The following is a 13818-nucleotide window of genomic DNA, read 5'->3' as shown; positions in this document are numbered from 1 at the left end:
CCTTCGCTCCGCTCAGGATGACAGGCTTTTTATATAAGTAGATTTGCTAAGAGCTACTTCACTCATCATCTCACCTTAAACCAGTTCTACCAAAGTTTCCAGGCCCATGCCGCGGGAGCCTTTGATGAGGAGTTGACGGCCGCGCTGAGGGTGGGCTTGGAGCCAGGCCGCGGCCTCGGGCTTGGTAGCGAAGTGCAAAAATGCCGGCTCGGTGGAGGCGTGGCGCATATCCTGCCCAATAAGCACAACGGTGCCGAAGGGTAGGCCGCGCAGCAGCTGCCCGAGGGCGCGGTGCTCAGCCTCGCTTTCCGGGCCCAATTCAAACATGTCACCCAGGATAACCACCTTATCGGCGGGGTTGCCGGGGCGGGCCGCGAAGCTGTTCAGGGCGGCCGCCATGCTGCTGGGGTTGGCGTTGTAGGCATCCAGCACCAGCTCATTGTGGGCCGTGCGTACCAGTTGGGAGCGGTTGTTGGTGGGGGCGTAGGCGGCCAGGGCCTGGGCAATGGCGCCGGGCTCCACCTGGAAGTAAGCGCCCACGGCGGCGGCGGCAGCCAGGTTAGGGAAGTTGTAGCCGCCGGTAATCTGGACGGCTACCTCTGTGCCGTCAAACAAGCGCACCACTACTTGCGGGGCCGTGCTTACCAGCTCGGCGGGGTAGGTGTCAGTGGGGCCGGGGTAGGTAACCTGGTCCGAAATGCCAGCGGCCATGCCGGGCAGGCGGGCGTCCAGGGTATTCACGAAGGCCGTGCCATGTACCTGCTCCAGAAACCGGAACATTTCGCCCTTGCCTTTCACAATGCCTTCCACGCCGCCAAAGCCTTCGAGGTGGGCCTTGCCGATGTTGGTAATTAGGCCGTGGGTAGGCTCGGCCAAGCGGCAGAGTAGCTCAATTTCGCCTTGGTGGTTGGCTCCCATTTCCACAATGGCCAGCTCATGCTCGCCGGGTCGGATGCTGAGCAAGGTGAGCGGCACGCCAATGTGGTTGTTGAGGTTGCCGCGGGTGTACTGCACTTTGTAGCGCTGGCGGAGTACGGCGTGCACTAGCTCCTTGGTAGTGGTTTTGCCATTGGAGCCGGTAATGGCCAGCACCGGAATGATGAGCTGCCGCCGGTGGTAGTGGGCTAACTCCTGCAGGGCCACTAGCGGGTCGGGGGCGTAGGTGTAGCGCTCCGGGTCCCGGGCGGCTAGCTCCTCGTCGTCCACTACGGCGTAGCAGGCGCCTTTCGTCAGGGCTTGGGGGGCAAAGTCGCGGCCCCGGAAGGAGGGGCCATTCAGGGCAAAGAACAGGGTGTTGTCCTGGGGCTGACGCGAGTCGGTGCTGACGGCCGAAGCGGTGCGGAACCGGTCGTACAGAGCCGGAAGGTCAAGCATGCGGTTTTGCATGTAACTTAGAGCAATAGAAGTGTGTTCGTAACTCGGACCATAACGCCCGTATGCATGCGCCAGTACTTTACCGGAAGCTACCTTGCCGCTCTGCTGAGTGGTTTTTCCCTCACGGCAGCGGCCCAGAGCAGTGCGCTCTTCGGCTTTGAATACCAGGCCGTGGCAAAAGTAGTGCACGGCACCGATACCCTGCGCAATGCCTGGACGGGTGGGCTGAATTCGCCTCAGTTTTCCAACATCGACCTAAATGCCGACCAGCAGCCCGACCTGTTCGTGTTCGACCGGGCCGTGGGGCGGGTATTTACCTTTCTTAGTGTAGCCACTACTACCGGCCGTGCCTGGCAGTACGCACCCGAGTACGAAACCCTGTTTCCGGCGGGCCTGCAGAGTTGGGCCTTGCTGCGCGACTACGACTGCGACGGCCGGCCCGACCTATTCACCTACGCCAACGGGGGCGACATTCGGGTGTACCGCCACGTAGCCAACTCCGCCGGACGGCCCGGCTTTCAGTTGATTACCAGCCAGCTGACCTACTTTGATCCCAGCCCCACCGGCGGCAACATCAACATCACCTCTGGGGGCTACAACATGCCCGACATCCGGGACGTGGACGGGGACGGGCGCCTGGACGTGGTGACCTTCGATTTTGCCTCCTCGGTGCCGGCCGTGAACTACTTCCGCAACACCAGTACTACCGCCTGCGGCGGCCTGCAATTCGAGCAGGGTTCCTACTACTGGGGCGGTTTTGCGGCCTGCTTCGGCAGCTGCACCGGTTTCGCCTTCGCCCCCAACCAGTGCCGGCCGGCCGCGGTTCGGCCCCAGCATACGGGCGGCTTTAACATCACGCTCTGGGACCTGGACGGCGATGGGGACCAAGACGTGCTAACCGGCCGCGACAATTGCCCGGAGCTAATCAGCCTGCGCAACGATGGCACGGCCCAAACCGCCCGCATGAGTAGCGCGGGCCAGAACCTGAGCTTCCCAACCGGCACGGCCGCCGCGCGCGTGCCCAACTTCCCGGGCGCCTACGTGGCTGATGTTACCTTCGATGGTCGCCCCGACGTGCTGGTGGCCCCCAACCTCTACGACAACGTAGACACCGTGGACACCCGCCAGTCGGTGTGGCTGTACCGCAACGCGGGCACCGGCGCTGTGCCTACCTTGGTGCGCGAGCAAACCGACTTCCTGCAGCGCGACATGCTGGATTTCAGCGAAGCGGCGGCTCCTACCTTCGGGGATGTGGACGGTGACGGGCTGGTGGACATGTTGGTGGGTAGCGTGAACCGCAACAATGCCCGGGGCTTTTACCGGGCCACGCTCAGCTTGTACCGCAATGCCGGTACGGTGGCCAAGCCAGTGTTTCAACTAGTTACCAACGACTACCTTAACCTGAGCAGCCGCAAGTTTACTTCGTTGAAGCCGGCGCTGGCCGATATCAACCGCGACGGGGCAGTGGATTTGGTGTATTCGGCGGCGCAAACCGCTACCGTTAGCCCGCTCTATTACGTGCTGAATACGGCCGCTGCCGGCCGGGCCGCCGTGTTCAATACGGCCGCTACGGCTACCTTCAGCAACCTGCCCAGCACCCCCGGCGACGCTCCCTGCTTTACCGATGTGGATGCCGATGGGCGGGTGGATTTGCTCCTGGGTACCAACTATTTCGATGTGCCGGTGGGCTCCCTGCGCTACTACCGCAACGTGGGCGCCACGGCCGTAAGCCAGACGTTTGTGCTCCAGGACGCTGACTTCGGGCAGATCCGGACCAGCACCGGCACCCGGCCCAGCAACCTGCATCCTGCCGTAGCCGACTTCGACGGGGACGGCCGCCCGGACTTGCTCACGGCCGATGCTAGCGGCGAAATTCGCTTTTTCTCGAACTACCGCGCCCAGACCGGCGCCTTTACGGGGCGCACCGATCTGTTCTACAACGCCCTTACCAGCCAGTTCCAGGCCGGCCGCCTGGGCACTGCCGCCCGCTTCCATTACGCCCCCGCCGCCGCCGATGTGACCGGGGACGGTACGCCCGAGCTGTTCATCGGGCTGGAGGGCGGCGGCATCAGCAGCTTCGTGACCCGCAACCGCACTGTTACGGCCCAGCAGCCAACGCGCGCTACCCTACCCCTGCACGTGTACCCAAACCCCGCCGTGGCCACGGCTACCGTGGAAGCGCCTCTGCCGGTGCGCGTTACCCTCCTAGATTTGGCCGGCCGGGTGGTGCGCCCGACTACGCCCGCAGCCCGGGAGCACCGCCTGGAGCTGGCTGGTTTAGCCGCTGGCATCTACCTGGTCCGCTGCGAGGCCCTGACCGGGGAAACTGCCGTGCGCCGCCTAGAAGTAACTGCCGGCCGCTAGAAATAAAGCCAGTAGGCCCGGCATAGAAACGCACAATTGTGTTTCTATGCCGGGCCTACTGGCTTCTAAGCAAGTCTGACAAGACAAAACCGAACGGTTGTCATTCCGAGCGCGGCGAGGAATCTGGGTCAAGCCATAGGGAGACAACCCAGATTCCTCGTTGCGCTCAGAATGGTAGTGTTGAAGCTAGTGCTGGTGCACTTTACGCTACTTTAGCAGGCGCGCTTTCTCTGCTTCACTGCTGCGGATTAGGGTCTGTAGCTCGAATGGGTCGCCGTCGTGGAGGGCCGGGAACCGCTCCCGGAAGGCTTCCAGTTCGGAGCGGCGCAGGGCGCGGGTAATGCTGGTTTCCTGGTTGCCGACTTCCACCAGGTATTCACCGCGCATGTCCAGCAGGGCCGAGTCGCCGGTGTAGGCGAGGCCGTTGCCATCCAGGCCCACGCAATTCACGCCCATGGTATAGGCCAGGTTTTCAATGGCCCGGGCCCGAAGCAGCGTAATCCAGGCGGTGCGGCGGGTAGCAGGCCAGTTGGCAATGTAGAGGAGCAGGTCGTAGGGGTTGTCGAGCGGATTGCGGCTCCACACCGGAAAGCGCAGATCGTAGCACACCAGCGGGCAGATGCGCCAGCCGCGCCACTCCTCAATCAGACGGGCGGTGCCGGGCGTGTACACCTGGTGTTCCCCAGCCATCGTGAACAGGTGGCGCTTGTTATAATAGCTCACCGAGCCATCGGGCCGCACCCAGAGCAAGCGGTTGTAGTAGGCCTCCTGATCTTTGATGATGATGCTGCCAACCACTACCGCGTCGCGGGCGGCGGCGAGTTGGCGCATCCAGTCGGTGGTGGGGCCATCCATGGGTTCGGCCAGGGCGGAGGCGTCCATGCTGAAGCCAGTGGTGAACATTTCCGGCAGCACAATCAGGTCCGTCGGAATGGATATTTCGTCAACATGGCGCCCCAACTCCTGCCGGTTGGCAATGGGGTCGTGCCATTGCAAGGAGCTCTGCACGAAGGAGACTGTCAGATCGGACACGGCAACAGGCGTTAAGGAGAAGATCAGTTGTGAAGTATACCAAAAAACGGTGAAATACGGAGCCTGCGGCTATCTACTAGCAGGCCAAAGCCAGACGCATCTTCTCCGCACGAACTCAGCCCACTAACGCCAGGTCGTAATCCAGCTCATCACACCCATCATGGCGAGGGTAGCGAGGAGTCTAGGTTCAATCGTTGCCTGACAACCCCAGATTCTTCGCGCTGCTCGGAATGACAGGTATGCCTTACTGCCCGATGTACTTACAGCTGCTGCAGGCGCTCAGCGGCCGCGCGCAGGGTAGCGTCTTGCTTGGCAAAGCAGAAGCGTACCAGTCGGTGGTCCTGGCGGTTATGGTAGAAGGCGGAAATGGGCACCACCGCCACGCCGGTTTCCTGGGTGAGGCGGCGGGCAAAGCTCTCATCGTCCAAGTCCGGAGCAATATCCCGAAATTCAGCCACTTGAAAGTAGCCACCTCGCACTGGTAGCAGGCGGAAGCGGGTAGGAGCCAGCAGCTCCCGGAACAGGTCGCGCTTCTGCTGGTAGAAACCGGGTAGGGAATCGTAGAGGTCGGTGTCGGGCAGCACGTCGGCCAGGGCGTGCTGAGTGGGCGTGCTCACGCTGAAAGTCACGAACTGGTGCACCCGGCGCAGTTCCGCCGTCAGGGCCGGCGGGGCCACGCAGTAGCCTACCTTCCAGCCCGTAGCGTGGTAGGTTTTTCCGAATGAGGATAGCACGAAGGCCCGTTCGCGCAGCTCAGGTTGGCCTACTACGCTGCGGTGGGGCTGCCCATCAAACACCATGTGCTCATACACTTCGTCGCTGAGCAGCAGGGTAGGCGTGTTGCGCAGCAGCCCGGCCAGGGTGTCGAGGTCCTCGGGGGTGAGGGTGGCACCGGTGGGGTTGTGGGGCGAGTTGAGCATGAGCAGGCGGGTGCGGGGCGTAAGGGCCGCGGCCACCCGGTCCCAGTCGGGCCGAAAATCGGGTAGGAGCAGGGGCACGTACACCGGCACGCCACCCTGCAGGCGCACGGCGGGAGCGTACAAATCATAGGCCGGCTCCAGTATCAGCACCTCGTCGCCGGGGCTGACCACGGCGGCTAGCACCGCGTACAGGGCCTCAGTGGCACCACTGGTGACGGTGATTTCCGTGGCTGGGTCGGGGGTGTAGCCGTAGAGGCGGGCAGTTTTGGCAGCAATGGCTTCGCGCAGGCGCGGCAGGCCCGGCATGGGCGCGTATTGCTGGTGGCCGGGCGTAAGCACGTGGCGGGCCAGGGCCTCCAGCAGGGGCCGGGGTGGGTCGTAATCGGGGAAGCCCTGCGCCAGATTAATGGCCCCGCTTTCCTGGGCCAGCTGGGTCATCACCGAAAAAATACTGGTGCCCACATCAGGCAGCTTCGAAACGAGGGGAGGTAGTGACATAACGTAACTCGATAAAATAGCCTGGGCCGGCGCGCTTGCCCCAGCAATGCATCTACCGCGGCCCAGCAGTCCGCAAAAAAGCCAAGATAAGACCCTCCGCCTCAATAGCCGGATCAGGCCAGGCTACCCGTTCGGCGGACGACTACTTGGGTGCGTTTATGCCGGGCGGGCGCTGGCTGGCAGCACTACCCGAAACGTGGTGCCTTCGCCCACGGTGCTGTCCACGGTGAGGTAGCCGCCGGCGTTCTGCACTACCCGGTTCACGAGGTACAAGCCCAGGCCGGCCCCTTCTACGTGGTCGTGGAAGCGGCGAAACAGCTGAAACAGCTCGCCGCCAAAGCGCTGCAAATCCAGGCCCAGGCCATTGTCCTGCACCTCCAGCACCGGCCGCCCTTCCACCAGTGCCGTGCGTAGCTGAATGTGGGGCCTCCGGCGCGGGGCCGCATACTTCAGGGCATTGCTGAGCAAGTTGTAGAGCACACTTTGCAGGTGGGGCTGCACGAAGAACAGGGCCGGCACGGCCGCAAAATCGGTGTGGATGATGGCCCGGGAGCTGGTTACCTGGTCATTGATGCTGAGCAGCACTTCCTCCGTTAGTTGGGCCAAGTCTACTAGTTCAGCAGGCTGCTCGTGGCGTAGCTTCTGAATGCGCACCAGCTCCGAGAGGTTGTGAATGGTACCGTCAATCTGGTGCAGGGACTTCTCGAACATGGCAATAAGCTTCACCGCGTCCGGGTCGCGGAAGAAGGCCGTGCGAATCAGCTCCTGAAAGATGCCCGCCATGTTGTGGATGGGTTGCTTGAGGTCGTGCGAAACGGCGTACACGAAGCTGTCCAGGTCCTGGTTGGTGCGGGTGAGTTCCGCGTTTTTGTCCTCCAGGCGCTGCTGAATTCGCTTGTAGTCGTCGATGTCGGCGGTGGTACCAAACCAGCGGATAATCTGGCCGTGCTCGTCGCGCAGGGGCTGGGCGCGGTGCAAGTACCAGCGGTACTGGCCGGTGCGCACATCCAGCAGCCGGCTTTCCATGTCCAGGTCGGTGCCGGTTTGAATGCAGTGGCTGAACTCGCTGAAGACGGTTTCCCGCTCCTCCGCCCAAAGCAAGTTGGCCCAGCCTTCGCGCAGACTTTGCTCCACGGATATGCCCGTATAATAGGTCCAGCGGGAGTTGAGGTAGTCGATGGCCCCGTCCGGGGTTGCGGTCCAGACGATGGCCGGCACACTCTCGGCCAGAAAGCGGAACTGCTGCTCGCTGCGGCGTAACTCCTCGGCCAGCAGGCGTTGGTCCTGCACGTCGGCGCAGGCTCCGTAGAAATGCTGGAGTTGGCCGGCATCATCGAAGGAAGGAACCGAATGGCTCAAGTGCCAGCGATACTGCCCATCGTGGCGGCGCAGGCGCACTTCCACGCTGAAAGCGGTGCTTTCGGCTACGGCTTGCTGGAAGGCCTGGCGGGCGGTTTCGGTGTCGTCGGGGTGCAGGGCCAAGGTCCAGCAATCAGGCAAATCGTCGATGGTCTGGCCGGTGTACTCAAACCACTGGGGGCTGAGGTACTCTACTGAACCATCGGGGCGGGTAATGCTGGTAATCTGGGGCAAAGACTCGGTCATCACCCGCAGGAGCTCATCCTGGCGGCTGAGTTCCTGGTTCAGCGCTTCCAGGCTCAGGCGGGTCCGTACCCGCTCCGTAACCTCCACGGCAAAGATGAGAATACCCTGAGCCGCACCCGCGGCATTGAGTAGGGGCTGGGCCGTAAAATCGAAGTAGCGTGTGCGGTCGGGGCCTGGGCTGGGCGCAGGCAGCAGCACGGCGCGCTCCTGCTCTACCAACGGTTGCCCGCTGGCGTACACCTCATCTAGGAGTTCAAATAAGCCCTGGTTAGCTAGCACGGGAGCCGCCTGTTGGGCAGTTTGTCCTACCCGGGCCTGGCCGCCCACTAAGTCATTGAAACGCTGATTAATAAAGCTAACTACGTGCTGGGGTCCGAGTAGGGTAGCCAGCAAGGCTGGCACCTTGCCCAAAATCAGCTGCAACTGCTGGTCCTTCTTCTCGAGCAGCTGTTGGGCCTGTTTCTGGTCCTCAATATCGGTGCAAGTGCCAAACCACCGGGTTACTTGCCCCGCTTCATCCAGCACCGGGCGGGCCTGGGCCAGAAACCAGCGGTACTGCCCCGTCTGGTCGCGTAGGCGGTAGTCGCACTGGTAGTAGGTGCCGGCGTGCTTGGCCTCGTTCCAGCGGGCAGCAGCCTGGGGGCGGTCGTCGGGGTGTACCAGGGCAGCCCAGTCTGCGTCCGTGAACTGCTTAAGGCCAGTATACTCGTCCCAGCGCCGGTTGGTGTACAGCTTCTGGCCCTCGGCGTCCAGGCTCCACACGAGCTGAGGAATTAAATCGGCGAGCAGCTGAAACTGCTCTAGGCTTTGGTGCAGGGCGCGCTCCGTGGCGCGGGCCTGGGTTACGTCCTGGGTGGCTCCGAGCAGGCGCACCGGCTGGCCCATTTCGTCGCGGATGATGTGGTAGCGGTCCACCACTTCGGCCCAACTGCCATCAGCCCGCCGCAGCCGATAGGTAATGACAGGAGACACTTGCTGCCCCGCCCGCACCGCCGCTACGGTGGCGTCAATGGCGGGAAGATCATCGGGGTGAAGCCGCTCGTACCAAAACTGGAACGAATGGGTTTCAGGCGTGAGCGGGTAGCCAAACAGGGCCGTGAATGTTTCGTTGCGCCACACGTGGCCGGTGCGCAGGTCCAAGTTCCAGACGGCGTCGTGGGTCGTGCGGGCCAGGGTCGAGAAGCTTTCGAGGCTAAGCCGCCCCTGCTGCTGAGCCACTACCCGGTCTGTCACGTCGAGCACCCGCGCCAGCACATGGCGCAGCTCGCCATCCGGCGCCAGCACGGGGCGCAGCAGCACCTGCCAGTACCGGGTAGGGGCATCCGCCTCGGTGGGGGGTGGGGCCAGCTCGTAGCGCAGGGCTTCCAGGCTGCGGACCGTGCGGTGGGTTACCACTTCCTGCAGCGCCTCCTGCCAGAGGCTGGCACCGGGGATGCCAGGGTAAGCAGGCAGCACGGCTAGTACCGGCTGGCCTACAACCTGCTCGCGGGGCTGGGCCAGCAGCTGGCACATGGCATCATTAAGGGCCGCAATCCGGAGTGCGGGCGTCAGGACCAGGTGCGGGGTAGGCAGGGCCTCGAACAGGAGCTGAAAATCGATGGACTCGGAGGCCATAAATGGGAAGAGGCAGGAACAAGCAAAGATATACTGCCGGCCGCGGCCTCCCTACCGGAAACCAGCGGCGCAGTTGCGCTGGAAAAGGAATCTTTTGGACATAGACCGGATAAAAACGGAGGTGGCCTATCGGCGCCGGCCGGGCCGGAAACCAAGCGGGTAGCAAGGGCGGGATAGGCGGCCAACAGCGGCCAGCAAAAGGCCCGGTTTTTCGCCCCGCGCGGGAGCGAAAAACCGGGCCGGAATAGGCGCCGCCTACCTGCCTTACAGCGGGTTTTTCAGCAGCTGCGGAAACGTATGACGGAACTTCTCAATCTTGGGCGTGGAGACGTTGCTGACGTAGGGCTCGTTGGGGTGGAGGCGGTAGTAGCCCTGGTGGTAGCCCTCGGCGGGCCAGAACTTGGTAAAGGCCGTTACCTGGGTTACAATGGGATTGGCGTACTGCTTGGAGGCATTCACGCGCTTGATGGCGGCCTCAATTTCCTGCTTTTCCTGGGGCGTGCGGTAAAAAGCCACAGAGCGGTACTGCGTGCCCGCGTCGGGTCCCTGGCGGTTGAGGGTCGTGGGGTCGTGGCCAGCGCGCAAGAACACGTCAACCAGAGTAGCAAAGCTGATTTGCTTGGGGTCGTAGTAGATTTCGATGGACTCGGCGTGGCCGGTGCGGCCGCTGCTTACCTGCTCGTAGCTAGGGTTTTTTTCGGGGCCGCCGCTGTAGCCCGATACCACGGCGCGTACGCCCTTCAGCTCCTCAAATATTTCCTCGGTGCACCAGAAGCAGCCCCCAGCAAAGGTGGCCACGCTCAGGCCGCGCAAATCCGTGGGGGCCGGGCCGGCGGTGGAGCGGGTAGGCGTCTGGGCATCGGCTGGGCGGTGTTCCGAGCAGGCGCCGAGCAATAAAACCAAAAAGGTCAGCAATGAAAGTTTCATGGGGAGCGTAAAGAGCGTAGAGAAATAAAAGGGTAAGCTGGAGCATATACGACAGCAAACGCCGCCTGGACGCCGGAAGTGCGACGGATACCATTTCTTTGTCTTTTCACAAGGATAAGTTCATTGACCATGGCGTTGCGCCTTCTGCACCAGGACGAACACATCAGCATCTACTTCGACTACAGCAACGACTGGCTGTACGCCGACTGGACGGGCGACCAAAGCGGTGAATCGGTGAAGGCGGGGGCGTTGCGGATGCTGGATTTGCTGCGCCAAGAGCAGTGTCACAAGGTGCTCAACGATAACCGCCGGGTCACGAGCATGTGGCTGGATGCCTCCGAATGGGGCGGCACCGAGTGGTTCCCGGCCATGGCCGAGGCGGGCCTGGAGTACTTCGCCTGGATTTATTCGCCCAACGTGTACAGCCGCCTTTCCACTGACTTAACCCTGCAGCACACCACCCGCCCCGTAGTGCTACCCTTTGATAATCCGGAAACCGCTGAATCCTGGCTGCGGCAGATGTAGCCGAGCGGCCAACAAGAGATGTTGCTTTCGGCCTGCCGAGGTAGTTTATTCGGGAGTTCAACCCGTATTCGTCGCGTGATATTTTCCCTGCGTACTCTGCTGCCGGTGGCGGCTTTGGCGGCCTGGCCCGGTAGCGCCGTGCTGGCCCAAACTCTTCCCGTCCTCGGCCAGGTGCCCGCTTCCGTTCGGTGGTACGAGGTGCGCACGCCCCATTTTCGGGTGCTTTACCCTGAGGGGTTTGCCGAGCGCGCCCACCGCACGGCCCACCGCCTGGAGCAGGTGCACGAGCCGGCCGGCACTTCCCTCGGTCTGGTGGCCCGGCCCGTGACGGTAGTCTTGCAAACTCGCACCACCATTGGCAATGGCTTCGTGACCCTGCTGCCGCGCCACTCCGAGTTCTACACCACTTTTCCCCAGGATCCGTTTCTGACCGGCACCCTCGATTGGCTGGATGAGCTGACGGTGCATGAGTACCGCCACGTGGTGCAGTACGACAAGGCCCGGCAGGGAGTAGGGCAGCTGGGCTACCTGCTCGGCGGCTACGGCGGCCTGGGCCTGACTACCCTGGGCGTACCCGACTGGTTTGCCGAGGGCGACGCCGTGGGCACGGAAACCGCCCTAACGCGCAGCGGCCGGGGCCGGATTCCTAACTTCGATGCCTACCTGCGGGCCAACCTACTGGCCGGCCGGCGCTACTCCTACGCCAAAGCCGTGGCCGGCTCCTTCCGCGACAATGTGCCCAACCACTACGTGCTGGGCTACTTCCTGACTACCCGCCTCAAGCGCACGGTTGGGGCCACCGCCTGGAGCGACGTGCTCAACCGCTACTACCGCTTCCCGGTCTACCCGCTGTCGTTTTCCGATAAGCTGCGCCGTAGCACGGGCCTGCGCACCGACGACCTGTACGCCCGCACCATGCAGGAGCTGGACAGTACCTGGCGGGCCCAGCAAACCGGCCGGGAGCTAACCCCAGCCACCGACTTGCCGGTAGCGGCCACGGAAAAGGTATTCACGGAGTATCAGTACCCGCAGTACATCGATAACAATATGGTGCTGGCCCTGAAAAGCGGCCTGGGCCACACGCCCCAGCTGGTGGAGCTGCGCCGAAACGGAACGGAGCGGCGGCGACTGGTACTGGGCCTGCATCACAACCCCGAGCAACTCTCGGTGGGCGGGAGCAAAGCAGCCTGGTTGGAGTTTCGTTACGACCCGCGCTGGCAGCAGCAGGTGCACTCCGAGCTGCGCGTGCTGGATTTGAGAACCGGCGTCGTCACCCGGCCCGGCCGCCGCACCCGCTACACGGCCGCCGTGCTTTCTCCCGATGGGCAACGCCTGCTGGCCGTCAGCACCGACTCGGCCTACCAGCACCACCTGCACCTGCTAGATGCCACTAACGGGGCCGAGTTGCGCACCTACCCCAACCCCCAGAACCTGCCCTACCTGCACCCACGTTTCGGCGCCGATGGACGCACCGCCGCCGTGGTGCGCCTGGAGCCAGCCGGCAAAAGCCTGGAGCTGCTGGAAGTAGAAACCGGCCAGAGCCGCACTCTGCTGTCCGCCGCCAACGACAACCTTTCCCACCCTCAGCCCTGGCAGGAGTACGTTTTCTTTAACTCGCCCCGCTCGGGGCAAGATGAAGTGTACGCCGTGCACGCCCGCACCGGGGAAGTAAAGCAGGTGACTGCCCGGTCCGTAGGCGCCTACCACGCTACCGTAGCGCCGGATGGGCAGCGGCTGGCATTCTATGAGGTGCGGGCCCAGGGTAGCCGGGTGCTGGAAATGCCCCTGCAGCCGGCGCAGTGGCGCACCGTGGTAACCCCCACAGCCGGCAACCCCGCCAACCCCTACGCCGATGAGCTGACGGCCCGGGAACCCGGGGCGCGCACCGTCGGGGCCCTGCTCCCCCAAGATTCGGTGGCGGGCGCGCCGCTGGTAGCCCAGCGCTACCGTCGCCTACCCCACGCCTTCAATACCTACAGCTGGGGACTGGTGCAAAGCCCCTCCGGCACCGGACTGAACCTGGGTGTGCGCGCCCAGGATGTGCTGAGTACTACCCAGGCCATTGTGGGAGCTGGCTTCGATGGGGTAGAGCGCACGGGCCGGGTGTTTGCCGACGTCAGCTACCAGGGCCTGTGGCCGGTGCTCGACCTGAGCCTGGAGCACGGCGGCCGGCGCACCGTGGGGCCGGTGGCCAGCGGAGGCCTCGACTACGACCGGTGGCAGTACAACCGCCTGAGCCTAGGCAGCCGCCTCCCCCTGACCCTGACGACATCTCGCATGCTCACGGGCCTTACCGTGGGAGCCTACTACCAGCTAGAGCAAACCCAAGGCTACGATTTGCTTGCCCGGCCTAGCCGCACCGAAGTGGGTAAGCAGGCCTTGCACGTGCTGGTGGGCAGCGTGGCCTTTAGCCGCACCCTGCGCCAAAGCTACCGCGACGTAGGACCGCGCTGGGGCCAGAGTCTGAGCCTGGTATGGCGCGGCACGCCCTTTGGCACCGGGCTTTCGGCGGAGCAGCGGGCGGTTCAGGGCAGTCTGTTTCTGCCGGGACTGGGGCTGCACCACGCCGTGCGCCTGCGGGCCGGCTACCAGTGGCAACAGCAGCAGGAGTACCGGTTTGGAGCGGCCATTTTCTACCCCCGTTCCCTGCCCTACTTGAGCTACAACGAGTTGGGCTCCCTGAGCGCCGAGTACCGCCTACCCCTAGCCGATGTACACTGGGAGTTGGGCCGCGTGCTTTATATCCAGCGCCTGAAAGGGGCCGCCTTCGTGGACGGAGTCCGGGGGGCGTCGGGGCCGCTGAACGCCAGTCACTACTCCATGGGTTTCGATGTGTCGGCCGTGTTCAATCCGCTGCGGCTGCGCACCCCGCTGGAGGCCGGCATCCGCACGGTATATAACTCCTACTTCCGGCGGTGGGAGCTACAGCCCTTGGTCCTTAATATCGGCTTTTAAGCAC

The 13818-nt window shown here is 63.4% G+C and carries 8 protein-coding genes; 3 read left to right on the top strand and 5 right to left on the bottom strand.

Translation table 11 applies throughout. The features are described 5' to 3' along the window. Window positions 1-75: 75 nt before the first annotated feature. Entirely contained in the window at window positions 76-1374 is a 1299-nt protein-coding gene (locus tag MWH26_RS16010; protein ID WP_247975058.1) for a UDP-N-acetylmuramoyl-tripeptide--D-alanyl-D-alanine ligase, read from the bottom strand. Between the two features lie 66 nt (window positions 1375-1440). Here MWH26_RS16010 and MWH26_RS16005 point away from each other — a divergent pair, with 66 nt between their 5' ends. Then, window positions 1441-3738, top strand: a complete 2298-nt coding sequence (locus MWH26_RS16005) for a T9SS type A sorting domain-containing protein (RefSeq protein WP_247975057.1) — start codon at window positions 1441-1443, stop codon at window positions 3736-3738. Between the two features lie 207 nt (window positions 3739-3945). On the opposite strand, the gene MWH26_RS16000 is transcribed toward MWH26_RS16005, so the two are convergent. The 4 genes from MWH26_RS16000 to msrA all read right to left on the bottom strand — a co-directional run bounded on the left by MWH26_RS16000 (window position 3946) and on the right by msrA (window position 10334). Continuing rightward, window positions 3946-4770: an amidohydrolase gene (locus tag MWH26_RS16000; protein WP_311136867.1), complete on the bottom strand. Its 825-nt coding sequence runs from the start codon at window positions 4768-4770 to the stop codon at window positions 3946-3948. A 260-nt stretch (window positions 4771-5030) separates the two neighbouring features. Beyond that, window positions 5031-6188, bottom strand: a complete 1158-nt coding sequence (locus tag MWH26_RS15995) for a methionine aminotransferase (protein ID WP_247975056.1) — start codon at window positions 6186-6188, stop codon at window positions 5031-5033. A 156-nt stretch (window positions 6189-6344) separates the two neighbouring features. Next, entirely contained in the window at window positions 6345-9407 is a 3063-nt protein-coding gene (locus tag MWH26_RS15990) for a PAS domain-containing sensor histidine kinase (protein WP_247975055.1), read from the bottom strand. Window positions 9408-9671: 264 nt separating this feature from the next. Next, complete coding sequence (gene msrA, locus MWH26_RS15985) at window positions 9672-10334, bottom strand: peptide-methionine (S)-S-oxide reductase MsrA (protein ID WP_247975054.1); 663 nt, start codon at window positions 10332-10334, stop codon at window positions 9672-9674. Window positions 10335-10463: 129 nt separating this feature from the next. On the opposite strand from msrA, the gene MWH26_RS15980 reads away from it, so the two are divergent. Together MWH26_RS15980 and MWH26_RS15975 are read left to right on the top strand one after the other, a co-directional pair. Next, window positions 10464-10859, top strand: coding sequence for a hypothetical protein (locus tag MWH26_RS15980; RefSeq protein ID WP_244697694.1), 396 nt, complete (start codon window positions 10464-10466; stop codon window positions 10857-10859). A 75-nt stretch (window positions 10860-10934) separates the two neighbouring features. Beyond that, window positions 10935-13814, top strand: a complete 2880-nt coding sequence (locus MWH26_RS15975; protein ID WP_247975053.1) for a TolB family protein — start codon at window positions 10935-10937, stop codon at window positions 13812-13814. Window positions 13815-13818: the final 4 nt, after the last annotated feature.

Origin of the sequence: Hymenobacter sublimis (assembly GCF_023101345.1) — a bacterium.
Classification (GTDB): Bacteria; Bacteroidota; Bacteroidia; order Cytophagales; family Hymenobacteraceae; genus Hymenobacter; species Hymenobacter sublimis.
The sequence above is the reverse complement of the archived record's forward strand: the minus strand, read 5'-3'. Positions and strand labels throughout refer to the sequence as shown.